The sequence below is a fragment of the Caldimonas caldifontis genome (assembly GCF_002930615.1).
Lineage (GTDB): Bacteria > Pseudomonadota > Gammaproteobacteria > Burkholderiales > Burkholderiaceae_C > Caldimonas > Caldimonas caldifontis.
The window spans coordinates 258,259-274,929 of the sequence record NZ_PSNX01000004.1; the positions used below are offsets into that span (position 1 = coordinate 258,259).

General features: G+C 66.0%; 16 protein-coding genes and 1 pseudogene. 9 read left to right on the forward strand and 8 right to left on the reverse strand.

All coding sequences use genetic code 11. The annotated features are described in order from the left end of the window. Positions 1-2: 2 nt before the first annotated feature. From cls to C1704_RS06490, 7 genes and pseudogenes are all read left to right on the forward strand, one after another. Positions 3-1,433, forward strand: a complete 1,431-nt coding sequence (gene cls, locus C1704_RS06460; protein ID WP_104301915.1) for a cardiolipin synthase — start codon at positions 3-5, stop codon at positions 1,431-1,433. 27 nt (positions 1,434-1,460) lie between these two features. After that, positions 1,461-3,340 (forward strand): annotated as a pseudogene (gene ftsH / locus C1704_RS06465) (ATP-dependent zinc metalloprotease FtsH). Further along, the gene (trx-GI, locus tag C1704_RS06470) at positions 3,337-3,777 is read left to right on the forward strand and encodes a heat resistance system thioredoxin Trx-GI (protein ID WP_104301916.1); all 441 of its coding nucleotides are present in this window, start codon (positions 3,337-3,339) and stop codon (positions 3,775-3,777) included. The pseudogene ftsH and the gene trx-GI overlap by 4 nt, the downstream one beginning before the upstream one ends. Positions 3,778-3,780: 3 nt before the next feature. Next, positions 3,781-4,023: a potassium transporter KefB gene (locus C1704_RS06475; protein WP_104301917.1), complete on the forward strand. Its 243-nt coding sequence runs from the start codon at positions 3,781-3,783 to the stop codon at positions 4,021-4,023. Continuing rightward, positions 4,020-4,517 (forward strand): heat resistance protein PsiE-GI, encoded by a 498-nt coding sequence (gene psiE-GI, locus C1704_RS06480; protein ID WP_104301918.1) that lies wholly within the window; start codon positions 4,020-4,022, stop codon positions 4,515-4,517. The genes C1704_RS06475 and psiE-GI overlap by 4 nt, the downstream gene beginning before the upstream one ends. After that, entirely contained in the window at positions 4,495-5,460 is a 966-nt protein-coding gene (locus C1704_RS06485) for a zinc metalloprotease HtpX (RefSeq protein WP_104301919.1), read from the forward strand. The genes psiE-GI and C1704_RS06485 overlap by 23 nt, the downstream gene beginning before the upstream one ends. A 24-nt stretch (positions 5,461-5,484) precedes the next feature. Next, a complete protein-coding gene (locus C1704_RS06490) occupies positions 5,485-6,636 on the forward strand; it encodes a S1C family serine protease (RefSeq protein ID WP_104301920.1) in 1,152 nt (383 codons plus the stop codon). Between the two features lie 18 nt (positions 6,637-6,654). Here the strand turns inward: C1704_RS06490 and C1704_RS06495 are convergent, their stop codons facing one another. From C1704_RS06495 to traN, 6 genes are all read right to left on the reverse strand, one after another. Then, positions 6,655-7,059 (reverse strand): lysozyme, encoded by a 405-nt coding sequence (locus C1704_RS06495; protein ID WP_240189582.1) that lies wholly within the window; start codon positions 7,057-7,059, stop codon positions 6,655-6,657. Then, entirely contained in the window at positions 7,056-7,406 is a 351-nt protein-coding gene (locus C1704_RS06500; protein WP_245876398.1) for a conjugal transfer protein TraG N-terminal domain-containing protein, read from the reverse strand. The genes C1704_RS06495 and C1704_RS06500 overlap by 4 nt, the downstream gene beginning before the upstream one ends. Before the next feature lie 76 nt (positions 7,407-7,482). Beyond that, positions 7,483-8,937, reverse strand: a complete 1,455-nt coding sequence (locus C1704_RS06505; RefSeq protein ID WP_104301921.1) for a conjugal transfer protein TraH — start codon at positions 8,935-8,937, stop codon at positions 7,483-7,485. Positions 8,938-8,984: 47 nt separating this feature from the next. Then, the gene (gene traF / locus C1704_RS06510; RefSeq protein WP_104301922.1) at positions 8,985-9,896 is read right to left on the reverse strand and encodes a conjugal transfer protein TraF; all 912 of its coding nucleotides are present in this window, start codon (positions 9,894-9,896) and stop codon (positions 8,985-8,987) included. Beyond that, positions 9,893-10,306: a hypothetical protein gene (locus C1704_RS06515; protein WP_170064639.1), complete on the reverse strand. Its 414-nt coding sequence runs from the start codon at positions 10,304-10,306 to the stop codon at positions 9,893-9,895. The genes traF and C1704_RS06515 overlap by 4 nt, the downstream gene beginning before the upstream one ends. Continuing rightward, positions 10,303-12,774, reverse strand: coding sequence for a type-F conjugative transfer system mating-pair stabilization protein TraN (traN, locus tag C1704_RS06520; protein WP_245876399.1), 2,472 nt, complete (start codon positions 12,772-12,774; stop codon positions 10,303-10,305). The genes C1704_RS06515 and traN overlap by 4 nt, the downstream gene beginning before the upstream one ends. Before the next feature lie 569 nt (positions 12,775-13,343). Here traN and C1704_RS17645 point away from each other — a divergent pair. Together C1704_RS17645 and C1704_RS06530 are read left to right on the forward strand one after the other, a co-directional pair. After that, positions 13,344-13,931, forward strand: a complete 588-nt coding sequence (locus C1704_RS17645; protein WP_211286869.1) for a hypothetical protein — start codon at positions 13,344-13,346, stop codon at positions 13,929-13,931. Next, positions 13,928-14,863, forward strand: a complete 936-nt coding sequence (locus C1704_RS06530) for a DUF4868 domain-containing protein (protein ID WP_104301924.1) — start codon at positions 13,928-13,930, stop codon at positions 14,861-14,863. Before C1704_RS17645 ends, C1704_RS06530 begins: the two co-directional genes overlap by 4 nt. Positions 14,864-14,941: 78 nt before the next feature. On the opposite strand, the gene trbC is transcribed toward C1704_RS06530, so the two are convergent. Both trbC and C1704_RS06540 read right to left on the reverse strand, forming a co-directional pair. Then, positions 14,942-15,535 (reverse strand): type-F conjugative transfer system pilin assembly protein TrbC, encoded by a 594-nt coding sequence (gene trbC, locus C1704_RS06535; protein WP_146076040.1) that lies wholly within the window; start codon positions 15,533-15,535, stop codon positions 14,942-14,944. 94 nt (positions 15,536-15,629) lie between these two features. Further along, entirely contained in the window at positions 15,630-16,664 is a 1,035-nt protein-coding gene (locus C1704_RS06540; RefSeq protein WP_104302008.1) for a TraU family protein, read from the reverse strand. Positions 16,665-16,671 lie beyond the last annotated feature (7 nt).

Sequence of the window (16,671 nt, forward strand, 5' to 3'; positions counted from 1 at the left end):
TCGTGTCCGACCCCAACGGGCTGACATGGGCAGCCACCCTCGTGTCGCTGGCGGTCGCTATCCCCACAGCGGGGCACGCGGTCATCTACAAGCGTGACCCTCGATCGGCCACGCTGTGGGTGCTGCTGATCGCGCTGTTGCCGCTGGGCGGTTCGCTGCTGTATGGGCTGTTCGGCATCAACCGTTACCAGCGGCGGGCGCGGCGGCTGTTTCCGGGGGCAGATCCTGCTGTTCGGCAGGACCTCGCGCCTACGATGCCCCAGGCCGTATCGGCGCCGTTTGCCGGCCTGGCGCACCTGGTGGGACGTGCCACCGGCCAGTCGCTGACCAGCGGCAACCGCATCGAGCCGCTCGTCGATGGCGAGCAGGCCTACCCGGCCATGCTCGCTGCCATCGAGTCGGCGCGGCACAGCGTCGCGCTGGCTTCGTACATCTTCGACAGCCAAGGCATCGGGGCGCAGTTCGTCGATGCGCTGCGCCGGGCTCATGAGCGCGGCGTGCAAGTGCGGGTGCTGATCGACGACGTCTATGCCCGCTGGAGGCCCCGCAGCGCCTACCGCGCCTTGCAACGCGCCGGCGTTCCGGCGGCGACGTTCAACCCGACGTTGATTCCCGCGCGCCTGCATGCCGCGCATCTGCGCAATCACCGCAAGCTGCTGGTGATCGATGGCGAGACGGGTTTCACCGGCGGCATGAACATCTTCAGCCCGTATTGGCGGCCCGATGCGCCGGAGCAGGCCTGTCACGATTTGCACTTTCGTCTGCGCGGGCCGGTGGTTGCGCATCTGATGCGGTGCTTCACCGATGATTGGTGCGATACCACGGGCGAGCGGCTCAGCAAGGGTTTCTGGGGCGAACCGCCCGCAACGGCTGATGAGCAAGGAACCTCTTGGGCGCGCGGCATCGAGGCCGGTCCCGATGAGGCCCTGGACAGGATGCGCTGGACCTTCATGGGCGCTTTGAGCGCGGCGAAGCATTCGGTGCGCATCTGGACACCTTACTTCGTGCCCGATCAGCCGATGATCGCGGCGCTGAGCACGGCCGCGTTGCGCGGCGTGCGCGTCGAGGTGCTGACTCCCGCAAACGGCGACCATCCCACGGTGCAATGGGCCGCGCGCGCCCACTACTGGCAGGTGCTGGAGCACGGTGTACGCATCTTCGAACGGCCTGGCCCGTTTGACCACAGCAAGCTGATGCTGATAGACGGCCAGTGGTGCTGCCTGGGTTCGGCCAATTGGGATGCGCGCAGCCTGCGCCTCAACTTCGAGTTCAATGTGGAGGTGTACGACACCGCGCTGTCTACGCGGCTGGAATCCCTTTTTGATGCCGCCCGTGATGCATCGAACGAGATGTCGGCCATGGCGTTACGCGCCCGCCCGCTGGCCATCCGCTTGCGCGACGGGGTGGCCCGTCTGTTCACCCCCATTCTCTAGCGACACGACTTGCGAGGAACATTGCCCATGGAAAAGAAAGATCAATGGAACATTGGCTACTGGATCGTCGCCGGCCTGTTGCTGCTGACGCTGCAGAACTACTGGCAGGCGGCCAAGACTGTCGAGCCCGTGCCCTACAGCGAATTCGAGAAGGCGCTGGCCGAGGGGCGCCTCGCCGAAGTGCTGGTGTCGGACCGCACGGTCACCGGGCGCCTGAAGTCGCCGGACAGCCGGGGCAAGACCACCATCGTGGCCACCCGCGTCGAACCCGACCTGGCCGAGCAGCTGTCGAAATACGATGTGTCCTACGCGCGAGTGGTGGAAAGCACCTGGCTGCGTGATGTGCTCTCCTGGATTCTGCCGGCCGTGGCTTTCTTCGGCGTCTGGTTCTTCCTGTTCCGCCGCTTCGCCGAGAAGCAGGGCATCGGTGGTTTCATGAGCATCGGCAAGAGTCGCGCCAAGGTGTTCATGGAGAAGAACACGGGCGTCACCTTCGCCGATGTCGCGGGCGTCGATGAAGCCAAGGCCGAACTGGTCGAGATCGTCGACTTCCTGAAGCACCCGCAGGACTACGGTCGTCTCGGGGCGCGCATCCCGAAAGGTGTGCTGCTGGTGGGGCCGCCCGGCACCGGCAAGACACTGCTCGCCAAAGCCGTCGCGGGCGAAGCTGGGGTGCCATTCTTTTCCATCTCCGGCTCGGAGTTCGTCGAGATGTTCGTCGGCGTGGGGGCGGCGCGCGTGCGCGACCTGTTCGAGCAGGCCCGCGCGCAGGCGCCGGCCATCATCTTCATCGACGAACTCGACGCGCTGGGCCGTGCGCGCGGCGTAGGAGGCCCCATCGGCGGCCACGACGAGCGCGAGCAAACTCTCAACCAGCTCCTGACCGAGATGGATGGTTTCGACAGTTCAGTGGGGCTCATCATTCTCGCCGCCACCAACCGGCCTGAAATTCTCGATCAGGCGCTTTTGCGCGCCGGTCGCTTCGACCGCCAGGTGCTGGTGGACCGTCCCGATAAGAAAGGCCGTCTCGATATCCTGAAGGTGCACGTCAAGAAGGTTACCCTGGCCAGTGATGTCGATCTCGAACAAGTCGCGGCGTTGACGACCGGCTTTTCGGGTGCAGACCTCGCGAACCTGGTCAACGAGGCCGCGCTGGCCGCGACCCGGCGCAAAGCGTCCGCCGTGGAGTTGCAGGATTTCACCGCCGCCATCGAGCGCATCGTGGCGGGCCTGGAGAAGAAGAACCGAGTGCTCAATCCCAAGGAGCGGGAAACCGTGGCCTATCACGAGATGGGCCATGCGCTGGTGGCGCTGGCGCTGCCCGGCACCGACCCCGTGCACAAGATCTCGATCATCCCGCGCGGCATCGGCGCGCTGGGCTACACGCTGCAACGCCCCACCGAAGACCGCTTCCTGATGACGCGCGCCGATCTGGAACACAAGATCGCCGTGCTGCTGGGCGGTCGTGCGGCCGAGAAGCTCGTGTTCGGCGAGCTGTCCACCGGGGCTGCCGATGACCTCGCACGGGCCACCGACATTGCCCGCGACATGATCACCCGCTTTGGCATGGACGAGGGACTCGGCTACATCGCGTTTGAGGCGCAGCGGCCGCGTTTTCTCGACGTCCCGAGCTGGCCCAAGGTGGTTGCCGGGTGGCGGAATCCACCCAGGCGCGCATCGATCAGGCGATCCGCGACATCGTGATGGGCGTGTTCGAGCGCGCCTACCGGATTCTCGATACCAACCGCGCGGTGCTGGAGCGCTGCGCGCGCGAACTGCTGGCGCGGGAAACCCTGGACGAAAACGACATCCGTCAGCTGACCCAGGGGCTGAAGTCCGAATCCCGCGAGTCGGCGCCCCCCCAGTCCGAAACCTCACTCTCTACATCCCAAGGGGCCACACCATGAGCGAACACCTTCACATCGTCTGCCCGCATTGCCAGTCCATCAACCGTGTGCCGGCCGCCAAGCTCGCGGATCAACCTAACTGTGGCCGCTGCCAGCAGCCCTTGTTCACGGGCGAGCCCATCGAGTTGACCACGGCGACATTCGGGCGCCACGTGGAGCGCAGCGATCTTCCTTTGCTTGTCGATTTCTGGGCGCCGTGGTGCGGGCCTTGCAAGATGATGGCACCGCAGTTTCAGCAAGCGGCGCGCCAGCTCGAACCCAGTATCAGGCTGGCGAAGGTGAACACCGAGGCTGAGCCCCACCTGGCCGCGCAGTTCGGTATCCGCAGCATTCCGACGCTGGCCCTGTTCCAAGGTGGGCGGGAGATTGGGCGTCAGGCGGGCGCCATGGGCGCGCAGGACATCGTGCGCTGGGCGACGGCGCAGGTTGGGCGCTGATCGATGCTGGGCCTGCTGAGCGTCACGCTGATATTGCTAGCGGGGTGCAGTGTGGCGGCCGTGATGCCGGCTGCGTTCGGAGTGCCCACCTTGCTGGGTTATCAGCAGTCCTTTGCCGCAGCCCTTGGGCTGACGGACCAGGCAATGTCGGCGCTGGACATGCCGGCCGAGATAGTCGAACGAAGCATCAGTGCAATGCGCCATCGTCCCGTCAGCGGCAATTTCGCAGGGAGTCCATCTTCATGAAATCAACACGCCTCAACCCATTTCAGGTCTTGCGTGACCAGTGGGCCATCATGAGTTTTTACGAGCGCTTTGAGTGGGTCATCGCGCTCGTGCTGTCGGCGGTGATTGCCGTCATCATCGTGGTGTCGCTTCTCCAGCTCATCTCTATCGTATTCACGCTGCTGGTCCTCGATGCCTTCAATCCCCTGGACCACAAGGTGTTCCAGAGCGTGTTCGGCATGATCATGACACTTTTGATTGCGATGGAGTTCAAGCATTCCATCGTGCGCGTGGCGCTGCGTCGGGACAGCATCGTCCAGGTCAAGACCGTGATCCTCATCGGTCTGATCGCGCTGGCACGCAAGTTCGTGGTCCTCGACCCCGACACGAGTCCCGCCAAAATCGCCGCGCTTGCAGGAGCCACACTGGCGCTCGGTGCCACTTACTGGCTGATGCGCGAGCGCGACGACCGCGTCGCCGAGACATCTGAGCATGACCCGTCATCATCCCGGTGACCCGCGCGCGGCGTTGTTGCAACACCGCTGGCTCAACCGCCTGCAGACTGGGCTGTTGGTCCTGACCCTGATCGGGATCGCAGCCACCGCAGGAAGCCTGCTGTTCGGGGAAAGCGGCCTGTGGCTCGCGCTGTTTGCAGTTGCAGGCACGTTGTTGCTGGAACCGGCAGCCGCATCCGCCTTGACCTTGCGCCTGTACCGCGCACGGGCTTTGCACCCGCACGAAGCCCCCGAGATTTGGGCCCTGTTGCGCGAGCTGTCCGCCCGTGCCGGTTTGCCCGCCACGCCGGTGCCGCACTACGTGCCCAGTGCCGTCGTCAACGCCTTCGCCACCGGCTCGAAGCAGCATGCATCGATCGCCCTCACCGATGGCCTGCTGCGCAGCCTGAGCCCACGCGAGCTCGCGGGTGTGCTCGCGCACGAGGTCGCGCACATCGCCAATGAGGATCTGCGTGTCATGGGGCTGGCGGATTCCGTCAGTCGCCTCACGAGCCTGCTGGCTATGGTCGGACAGATCGCTATTGTGTTCAGCTTGCCCGCACTGCTGGCCGGCGCGGTGGCGGTCAATTGGCCTGGACTGCTTCTGCTGGCCGCCTCGCCCCAGCTGGCCCTGCTCGCACAGCTCGGCTTGTCTCGCGTGCGTGAGTTCGACGCTGACCGCCACGCTGCGGAACTGACTGGCGACCCGCAGGGGCTTGCGTCCGCGCTGGCGAAAATCGAGCGGGTCAGCCGCTCCTGGCGCGCCTGGTTGTGGCCGGGATGGGGCAATCCCGAACCCTCCTGGTTGCGCACGCATCCGGCCACGCAAGAACGCATCTCACGCCTACTGACGTTGGCGCCTGGGCCAGCATCAGCGTTGCCACTCCACGCGCCCCATTTCTTGCCGGAATCCGCTTTGACGCCGCGCCCACCGCGCTGGCGCCCGAGCGGGCTGTGGCGCTGATTGCCTATCAACAGGAGACTTCTCATGGCCTACCCCGACCCGTACCAACGTCCCGCGCCGGACCACTTCGTCCGGCGCTGGCTCTTCATCACCGCCTGTATTGCCGCGCTCATGCTGCTGTGGCAGTTCCTGCCCGCCATCGAGGCCTGGTTCAGTCCGCGCGAGGCGGCAGAACGCACTGTGACGGCGCGTGGCGATCTGGCGGCGGACGAGAAAGCCACCATCGAACTGTTCGAGAAATCGCGCGCCTCGGTGGTCTACATCACTACCGCACAATTGGTACGCGATGTCTGGACGCGCAACGTCTTCTCCGTGCCGCGCGGCACTGGCTCGGGCTTCATCTGGGACGACGCCGGCCACGTCGTCACCAACTTCCACGTCATCCAGGGCGCGTCCGAAGCCACCGTCAAACTCGCCGATGGCCGCGACTACCAGGCCGCGCTGGTGGGGGCCAGCCCAGCACACGACATCGCCGTACTCAAGATCGGCGTCGGCTTCAAACGCCCGCCTGCCGTGCCGGTCGGCACCAGCGCCGACCTCAAGGTGGGACAGAAGGTGTTTGCTATCGGCAACCCCTTTGGCCTGGACTGGACGCTCACCACCGGCATCGTCTCCGCGCTCGACCGCTCGTTACCGGGAGAAGCGGGCGGCCCGGCCATTGATCACCTGGTTCAGACCGACGCCGCCATTAACCCCGGCAACTCGGGCGGCCCCCTGCTCGATTCGGCCGGTCGGCTTATCGGCATCAACACGGCGATCTACAGCCCCTCCGGCGCCTCGGCCGGGATCGGTTTTGCCGTGCCGGTGGACACCGTCATGCGGGTAGTGCCGCAACTCATCAAGACCGGCAAATACATCCGCCCGGCGCTTGGCATCGAGGTGGACGAACAGCTCAATCAGCGCCTGCTTGCGCTGACGGGAAGCAAGGGCGTGTTCGTGCTGCGTGTCACCCCCGGCTCGGCAGCGCACAAAGCCGGGCTCGCTGGGGTCGAGATTACCCCACAAGGCATCGTGCCCGGCGACCGCATCGTTCGCATCGACGGCACGGCGATCGACGATGTGGCCAAGCTGCTCGCCCGGCTCGACGACAGGAAGGTCGGCGATGTCGTAGTCTTGTCCGTGGAGCGGGCCGGCAAATCGCGAGAGGTGCAGGTGGAGTTGCAGCCCGGGATTTGATTCAGTTGAATCTCTGGTTCATGCGGCGTTGAGCAGCCAAGCGGCTTCAGCCTCACGCCGTGTGACCAGTCCCGGCAGTACTTTTCCACCGCTATAGACCCATCGCCGCAGTTCCTGCCCAGCAGAAGACCAGTCCCGCTGGTTAATGCGCCGTCGCAGCGTCGACGTCTGCAACCGCCCCGCGCCAAGGTTGAACGTGAAGTCAACGATGGCCGCGAGCCGCGCCTCCGGCTCAGTGGCCAGTACCGGGCAGTAGCGCAGCGTCGCCGTCAGTGCCGTCTGCAGATCGCGCGCCAGATAGACCTCGGCTTCTGCCTCCGTGATCGGCGGATGCTTGGGGTCGCAGAGATGGCCGTACCCAATCGTCCAGAACCCTGCCGGGCAGATGTAGGGGACGGCAGTGATCTCGATTCCGCGTTTCACCTTACGCTCGAATCCCTCAAAGCGCTTGGCCAGCTCGATAGCTCTCGAACAGGCCCGTGAGCGTGTGCCCGACCGTGCTGGTGACGCTGCCGAGGAAGGCCACGCCGAAGGGGACGTTGGCCACCACCAACGATGAGGACGGAGAACACCAGCAGCACCGTGGCCAGCCACTTCCAGCCCTGCAGCTTCTCGGGCGCGAAGGCGTAGGCCACCAGGGCCGCGATGAACCCGCAGAAGGCCACGGCGGCGACGGCCGCCATGTAGTCGCCGGAGCCGTGGATGGCTGCCGCAGCGTTGAAGATGCCGAACAGGCTGTCGGCGTTCTGGTAGGCGTAGATCTCCCACATGCGTCGCTCCTGGGGATTGGCCCGCCTCCGGGTTGCTGGCGTGGTGCCCGCGGAGTCGGTCCTGCCGACCGATGTGTCAGCGGGCCTGGAAGGCCGCCTGCTGCCCCAGCATGTCCATCACGTGCTGGGGCATGCTCGACCGCAGCTGCCGCTCGAGCTGCTCCAGGTGGCTGGACACCGCCCGGAACGAGCCGACCTTCTGGTACAGCAGGTTCTTCTCCTGCGACAGCTGCAGCAGCATGGCCTGGGCCCGCTGCCTCACCAGGTTGGCGCGATCCCGCTGGGTCTGCTGCAAGGTGTAGTCCTTGTCCAGCGCCGCCATGCCCACGCGCAGGTTCCGCTCCAGGAATACGTAGGCGTAGTCGGCCGCGATCACGTCGCGGTACTGCGCGATCAGGCTGTCGGACAGCCCCGAGCCGGGGATCGTCGCGCCGATCGAGAGCATCTTGTAGACCGGCTCGGTGGTCTGGTTGACGAAGCCGACCTCGGCCGAGTTGTTCGGGATCGCCGTGCGCGTGGCAATCTTGTCGGCGATCGAGCGCATCATGGTCTCGACACGGGCGGTGAAGGGCGTGTGGGTGTAGCTGGTGTTCAGCGTCACCACGTCGCAGTCCGTGTAGTTGTTGCACCGGAGCAGGTGCTGCGTCACGTTGGTGCCGGTGCCCGCCGCCTGGCCGTACAGCAACTGGCTGATCGAGGTGATCGTCGGCGCCACGGGTTCGGGATCGCGCGCGGCATCCTCGGCGTAGAAGATCACCGTGCCGACGATGCTCATGATGAGCTCGCGCTCCTGGTCGTCTAGGTAAGTGCCGGTGCGCTGCAGCGCCTTCCACGTCAGGTTGCCGACGAAGGGCGCCTTGTTGCGGATGTTGGCGTCGCCCGAGGAGCGGGCCGAGGCCAGGATGCTGGGGCGGTCGGTCGCGCAGCGGCGGCGCGCGGCATCTCGATCGGTCTCCAGGCCCATTTCGATGGCCAGGTCGGAGCAGGCCTCCTGCGAGCTGAAGCCCGCCGCCTCGGCGGCGGTGCTGACGATGGCCTTTGCGGTCTCGCAGGAGTTGATGCGCGCGTTGTTGATCCAGGTCTCCAGGCCCTTGGCCCACTTGGTCAGCCCGCCCAGCAGCGGCGAGACCGACTCCAGCGCCAGCTGGAAGGCGATGCCCGGCAGCGCGGCCGTGATGTTGCGCAGCATGTTCTTGAACTCGGCCGCCGAGATGTGCGAGAAGGAGCCGCCGAAGACGTCGATGCCGCCGCAGCCGGCGCGGGCGCTCGGAAACTGGATCGCGGCAAGCTGGTAGACCTTGTTCGGCGCACGCATGAACAGGCTGCCCCCGGTGTAGGTGTTGAAGGTCTGCCCCCGGAACGCTCCCGGTGCGGTGTAGTTGCCGATGGCGCCCAAGCTGTTGAACATGTTGTTCACCTCGGCGTTCAGGTCACCGGCCCGCAGTGGCGCGGGGCCCACGGCGAGCGCGGCGCAGCACAGGGCGACCACCACAGCGCGGTGCAGGGACTGGTCGCCGTCGGTACGCTTCATCGGGGGCTCCTTTGGATTTCGGTCTGCGCCGGTGCGGGCTCACCGCCTCAGCGCTGATGGGTCAAGCGGGCCTGGGCCTGCAGGCCGCCAGTCGCGCCCAGGAACGGTGTGGCGGCGCTGTCGGGTGAAGCCGCGACCATCGAGATGCGCTCCACCAGCTGCGCCTCGGACAGCACGCCGAAACCGATCGGGGTGATCTTTCCGGTGAAGGGCTGGGCGAGGTAGACGGCGGGAACCTGGCTCACCCGCAGCGTGGTGGCGATCCCGTTGTCCCGTCGGGCGTCCGCGAAGCCGGGGATCGGGCCTCCGTCGACGCTGATCGCGACCACCTTGATGCCGTGCCGGGCCTGGAAGGCCTCGAGCGTCGGCGCGAAGGCATGGCAGTAGGGGCAGTCGCTGCGGAAGAAGAAGAACAGGACATGGTCGCGGCCGAGGGCGCTGATGGACTGGCTGCGCTGGGCCGTCTGAAGCTGGTCGAACACCTCCAGGGCCTTCGCGTTCACCGGGCGCCCCTGGAGCGTGGGGTCGAGCTCGGGGCTGGCCCAAGCGATGCGCTGCGCCACGTCGGCGAAGGTGGATGCGCGCGACACCACCTGGGCCTCCAGCTCCATGTAGCGGCGTACGTTGGCTTCGGTCGGCCGCATGATGGCGATGTGCCGGCGCTCCTCGAGGGCCTTCTGCAGGCGCTCGAACTCGACGACCTCCGGGAGCTTCGCGGGCGACCGCCGCGGTGCAGTGGCGGCACTCGATGGCGTTGCGGCCTGCCGCGGTGCGGAAGCCGGTGGTTCGGGCGGCGGGACCTCCGGCTCCTCGTAGAAGTGCCATCCGCGCCAGTTGTCGGACCAGTACGGCCGTCCGGAGTCCTGCGGCTGCGCAAGGACGATCGTCCCGCTGCCGAGCGTGACAACGAGGCAGAGTGCGAGCCGAACTTGGCGCGAGGCAGGGCGGCGCAGCGTCATGGGCGCCGCCTCATGTCCATCAAGACGGGCGACCGCGGCGGCTGGCCGTCACGGCAGTAGTTGATGCCGAAGTCGATGGTCTGCCGCCGCGGTGCCTGCACGCCGCCAGCGCCGTAGTTCGGCAACTGCACGCCGTCTTGCCAGAAGCGCACGTTCAGGCGACTGCAGCCGGGCTGGGCGTAGCGCTTCTCGGTGCTCACGTCGATGTAGATCGGCGTCGTGGCGCTGAAGCGCTTCGAGATCGCGTCGGCGACCTCGCCGACCAGGACCCCGTGGGCCTTGCCGTCGGGTGCGTCCAGGGCCGACAGCATCAGCTGCCTGGCATCGCGGACCTGCAGTCGTTCCTGAGCCATGGCAGTGCTGACAAACAAGGCGCATGCGGCGCCGACCAGAACGGTGATGGCCCTCATTGGCACTTCCCCTGGCCGTAGTAGCAGGTGGGCACGCGGCTGGCGCTGCCGGCCTGCAGCGCGTTGACGTTCGGCAGGGTCGGCACCAGCGACGCGTAGAACTCCGACAGGTCCATCGCAGCGAAGTTGAGCGCCTGCAATTGCGCGACGGTGAAGCCGGAGCAGTCGGCGTTCTGCGCACCGCCCCAGCCCTTGCCGATCTGCGCGCGGCCCTGTTCATTGACGATGCGCGCCAGCATCGAGTTGAAGCAGCACTTCGAGGTGGTGTGCTCGACGCAGGACACGCACACGCCCAGGACCCGGAAGCAGGATGAGCACCAGGTGCCGATCGTGTGGCACAGCTTGGCGCCTTCCTTCATCGCCAGCTTCCCCTCGTCCTCGTTGCAGGACATCATCGAGAGGACGATGTAGATGATCACCGCGATGGCCAGCGTCCACGGGTCGAAGGCCACGACCAGACTGTCGCCGGCATACACGGCCACCGATCCAGCGGGCAGGGCGGCGCCATTGACCGCCACCGTCACGCCATAGGTCGTGAACGTGCCGCTGAAGCCGCCGCCCATCAGCAGCGCCGAGATGCCCTGGTAGATGAACTGCTGGTTCTGCGAGTTCATCAGCACGTCGAAGACCAGACGCGAGCCGCCGCCGAAGATGCTCTGGTTCGTCATGCCGGCGCCGGCGCCGTCGGCGTAGCAGCAGTTCTTCAGCAGGCGGTCGCGGCAGCGGTTCTCCTCGCCCTTGAAGACCTGCATGCGGTCGGCGTCCAGGTAGATGCCTGCCTCGCGCCCGGCCTCGAGCATCGACATGCTGCGCGCAAAGTCGGGGTCGTTCGGCGCGCCGATGTCGAAGCAGTTGCCGCTCAGGCAGAAGACGTTGGTCGGGCAGTTGCTGGCGGTGGTGACGGTCTCGGCGGGCACGGGGCAGCTGTAGCCGTCCTCGAACACCTCGCACAGGCCGGTGACGGCATTGGTCTGCCGGCAAGTCGACGACTGCGGCGTGCAGCCTGCTGCCACCAGCGGTGCGCACTGGTCGGCCGACGCGCCGCCGCTGCACGACATGGTGCTCCGGTACTCCCAGCAGTCGCGGGTGACGGCCACGCCGTCGACGACCTTGGTCGCCGGGCCATCGGTGCAGACGGCGGGCGAGGTCGTGGTGCAGCGACCACCGACGTCCAGGGTCGGGCACTGGTCGTCCCAGCGGTCGGTCTCGGTGACGGTGGTGGCTGGCCGCGTGTAGGACAGGCGCATCGTCGGAATCGGGCCGAAGGCGGGGTTGGGCGCCCAGCCGATCACGGCCCGGTCGGCGTCGATGTTCCAGTAGGTGCCGGCCACGGTGCCCGTGATGTCGATGCCGGCGTAAGGCGTCCAGCCGGGAGCGGGCGCGTAGCACTTGGTGCCGTCCAGGGCGGTGGTGGTGCAGCCGCTGTCGCCCTGGCAGACGGTGTCCTGGATGTTGTCGCCGCTCTGCGTGCCGGCACGGCAGGCGGCGTAGACCTTGAGGAAGGGCTCGACGCTGGTGCAGCTGTAGCCGGAGTCGCCGCCACCGGTACAGACCTCGGCGCGCTCCGGGGCCACCATCGCAGTCAGGCTGCAGGTCGATCCGCTGCAGCTCTTGTCGGCCACCCAGACGGCCGTGCGGATGGGCTGGCCGTCGATCATCGAGTAGGTGGTGTCGAGAACCGACACGATCTGCGGGAAGACGACCGGCGTCGTCATGTCCACGTCGAAGAAGCTGAGCGGATTGCCGTCCTGGGTGACGCGGAAGTGCTGCGCGGTAACGGCGCGGTCAGGCAGGCACTGCACGTCCAGACCCGTGCGGCCGGAGGCGGCGTGGGCGAACCAGTCGCCCGGGTTGCAGCTGGTGGTCCGCGTCGTGCTGACGGTCAGGCTTCGGCTGCAGCTGTAGTTGCCGACGCCGACGTAGCGCAGGCAGCTGCGTGGCTGCATGCCGGCGGGCACCGGGGTGATCGTGGTGGTGCAACCGCTGTAGTAGGCGGCCAGGCTGCCCAGCTCGGCCGACGGCGTCCGGCCGATTGCACGCGCGGCAGCCACGGCAGGGTCATCGGCGCCGATCGTCGGGCGCGGCGTGTTTGCCGAGGAGAGGGCGCCACGCTGCGCCTGGCAGAGAGGGTCGGTGGGGGTCAGTGCACAGGCAGACAGCCTCGCGCTGCCCTGCGACGACAGGTTGGGCTGGCGGTAGTAGCTGCGCTCCGGTGGCGTGGTCGTGTAGCCCGGCACCACGGCGGTGGCGCCCGGGGTGGTGACGTTGCCGCGGGCCACCGGGTTTGCGGCCTGGCCGGCAGCGACCCCTTCCTCGTGCGGGCCGGCCACGGCGGCGGTCTGCGTTGTCAGGAAGCAGACGGCGGTGATGAAGGCGACGAGGCGGCGCCACGGCGAGGCGCGGCTCGCCGTCAACGGCGGCGGGGCAGGGCGGTGGCTGTAGGGGCCTGGCGGCGTGGTGTGAGGCACGCCCCATCGTCGAGGGCAGTACGGCTGGTGTCTCGGGGAAACGGTGGGTGAGAGAGTGGGGTTTCGCCGCTGGGCGAAGCCCTCCACGAATTGCCAGCGAGCAGCGCCCTTTGCTGGGCAGTCTGGTGAGGCCTGTACGCCATGTTCTGAACGCACTGCAGACTCGCACCGAGCGCCCTGTGGGGTGAGGGAGGTCAGGCCCGAGAAGGCGACTCAGCGGCGCGATGGGCTGTATAAAATACCAGTTCGAAGGGTTCGTTGTCCGGATCGGTCCGGGCCGTGCCGCGATCAGGTACCGTGCAGCGAGGCAACAGGTGGCACCCGTGATTCAAACTGCTCGAGCTGTGCGGTGAAAGGCGTGGAATGCAGCGGCCAGGGTGGGTTTGCCGATACGCTCGCTGGGCGTCGCCTGCAGCGGGACATCGCGCCTTCGCGAGGCCTGGGTCGACGTGAACCGATTGCGAGGAGCCGCGCGATTCACTCGAAGAGTGACTTCATCGACATCGGGCAGGCACCCTGTGGCGGAGTGTCGCTGAGCCATAGTTGCGACATCACGGTTGCCGCTTGACATGGGATCCTCTGATACGTCTCTGCGGTTGCGCTTCTGGGCATCGCTCCTGATCTTCGTCAGCGGGTATGCGCCTCTGCTCGTCATTCTTGCCGTCAAGGACCTGCAGATTGTCAATCGCATCCCCACGCCGCAGCATCCCTGGATGTTCGCTGTCCTGATCGCAGTGGCAGCCCTGAGCAGCTTGATGGTGTTGGGCGCCATAAGGAGCATCAGGAGCGGGCTTTCCGTCGAGGTGACGAAAGCAGCCAACAAGTCGGGTGAGATGTTCGGCTACACCATTCCGTATGTGTTGTCCTTCGTACGAATCGACCTGGGCGAATGGCAGACGCTTGTCAGTCTGGCGATATTTCTTGGGATGATGTTCGCAGTCGCGTATCGAACACAGACAGTTTTCGTCAATCCCATTCTGGCGGTAGCGGGCTACATGCTCATCGACTGCACGTTCAAACGCGCAGGTACAGAGACGCAAGCCATGATCATCACGCGGGTTCCTCTCAAAATCGGCGCTTCGTACACGATCGAGCGGCTCTCGCATTACCTTTACGCAGCCGCCGAGTTGCAAGAAGATCGCAGGGATAACCAATGAGCACGAAGGAAGCAACCAGGCTCAAGAAGCTGAAAGCCCTGGACCTGTCCAAGGCGAGTTCCAGTTTCTGGGTGGTCAAGCGCAAGCCGGCGCAGCCGCCCTACAGCTACTCCGTCCTACGAGTAGACATCGATGCCAAACTTTCCAAGCGCCTGAAGGGATACATGAAGGCGCAGTTCCAGGACCGCGACCTCCCGCTGGAACCCTACGACTTCAATACGGCCGACCCAGACGAGAAATTGCTGACGCTGGACTCTGACGGAACAGACTTTGAGAAAGTCCAAGCAGCAATTGATGCGGGGTTCGACAATGGCGTCGTCAAGGACTACGCGCAACTGCTCGGCTCGTGGGCCTATGTCGTGCTGTTCGAGATCGACGGCAAACGTGCATTTGCATGGCGCAAGATCAGCAATCTGAACACCCCGGCTGCCGCCAAGTCACGAAAGACTCTTTACTTCATCGGCCACAAGCTTGTCGATGCGGAGGATCAGAAGGTCTTCGTCATCGATCCTCGCTTCGACTTCATTGCGTTTGAAGGCACCGTCTTCATTGGCCGCAAGTCGGCCTTCGAGACCTCGATGAACTTCCGCGAAGGGATGAAACAGAAGGGTGCGGAACTCCTGGACGCTTTCAAGGAGTTGGACCTCCTGAGTGATGTGGAGCCGATCCGCAAGTATGTCGGGGAAAACCTGCATCACCTTCGCAAACTTGCTGCCATCAAGAATGCCGGCTACTACAGCAAGCCGGACTACATGGCCAAGCTAGTAAAGGTAGTCAAGGCGGAGAAGTGGGACCTCAAGATCGAGGGTGGGAAGATCATTGTTGAAGAGGACACCATCGAGTTGCTCCTCAAGCTGCTGAACAACGATCGGTTGCGGTCGCCGATCAATGATGAGGTGTTCGACTCGTCGGCCAAGAAGGCTGTCACGTAGGCGTTCGACTGGCCGTGCCTGCCAGCCGCTGGCTTGGTCGACTGATCTGCTTCGCAGGCGGCAGAGCATGGCGAATGCCTATCGGTGCGGCGTTGAGGTTCCTGGCGATCGTCGGCCCATGTACTGCATCGCATACTCCAGGGTCACGTCGCCAGCCACCTTCGCGAACGACTGCGATGGGCCGCAAGCACGGAAAGCACAGGCCACGTTGCCGGCGTCTTCCTTGACCAGGACGAACGTTGGCGTCCTCGTGATCCCATACCGATCGAACGCTTCCGGATCGATCTGAACGGCAACGCGGCGACTGCCGATCAGCGCCTGCATCTGTGTCACCGTGTCACGGATCGATCCGTTTGCCAACCCCCGCAGCACGAGCGTCGCGCCCGCCCGCGCTGCCTGGTCGACCAAGCGCTGGAGCGTTGGCTCCGGCATCGCGAAGCTCACGAAGATCAGCACCTTCGGCCCTGCCTTGCCCGGAGCCATCGCCGCTGCCTGAGCTCCGTTCTGCACGTCGAAGCCCTTGGATATGGCCTCGAGGTCGATGGGCATGCGGGTCACCGGCTGCGGCAGGTTCTCGATGCGAGCTGCGCCAGGAATCGGCACCCGTGCGAGCTCAGACTCTGTCGGCATCCGATGCTGCTGGCGCGCGCGCTCGATGTCGGCGTCGGTCACCGCGGGTGGCGTCGCAGGGGCACCCAGCACGCTGCGGGCAAGAAGGAGAACGGCGACTCCCGCGCCGAGCGTCCGTCCGATGGGCGATGCCCCGTCAGTAGCCCACACAGCAGTTCCTCTTCCTGAACAGCATGAACGCGAAGTCCTCGCCGCGCACCGGGTACTCCTTGCCGGCGCCCCAGACGATGGTGCTGCGGCCGAAGGGCTGGCAGCAGCGCCCGCCGTCCTTGGCGGTGTTGGCCACCGGGTAGGTCAGCTGGGTCTTGTAGGCGGTCTTGTCCATCGCCGGCAGAAAGTAGGGCCCGCACAGGCCCGGCCGGCCATGCCAGCCCCAGGCCAGCAGCTCGCGGTGCATCTTGGCGGTCAGCCGCTGCGCGATGAGGGCCGCCGTTCGCACCCCGCCCATGTGGTACGGCACGTGGCCATCGAGGGGGTAGATGCCGCCCTGGCAGCCCGCGCACCAGAACATCTCGGCGATGCCGAAACCTGCGGTCGCGGCCACGCAATCGGCCGCGCAGGCCGCCACCGCCACCGGGTTGGCGAACAGCACGGCCTCGGGGTTGAGGATGAGGGTCAGCTCGTCGTCGTTCCACAGCGGGTCCACCTCGGTCAGGTAGGCCAGGTCGAACGAGCCCCGCTCCAGGCACGGGAAGTCGGTCACGACCTCCAGCCAGTACAGCACCGGGTTCACGTAGAAGTGCGCCTGGTAGAAGCTACCGCCGTCGCCATCGCCTTCGGGGCGCGTGAACCGTGCCGCCGCCGGCGCCGGGATGCCGGGGTCGAGGTCGATGCCACCCAGCGACGCCAGGCAGAACGGCTTGCGCACGGCCTCCACGTGCCGCGCCGGCTCCCAGAACCCGATCGACAGACCGATGGTGGGGTTCACGCCGCAACTGCAGACCGGGTTGGACGGGTTGGGGATGTCCTCCTGCCCATCGAAGTTGGCGATGGTGGCGCTGCCGATGCTGATCGGCAGGATGCAGCTCCAGCAGATCTCGGTGATCGGGTTGGGGAAGCGGCCGGTGCAGGTCAGGCCGTCGGCGGCCTGCGCGGGCGCCACCCAGGGCAGGGCGACAGCCAGCAACGCGCGGGCAAGCACCTGGCTGGCCCATCGGCGAAGCGCGGGCATCCTCGGT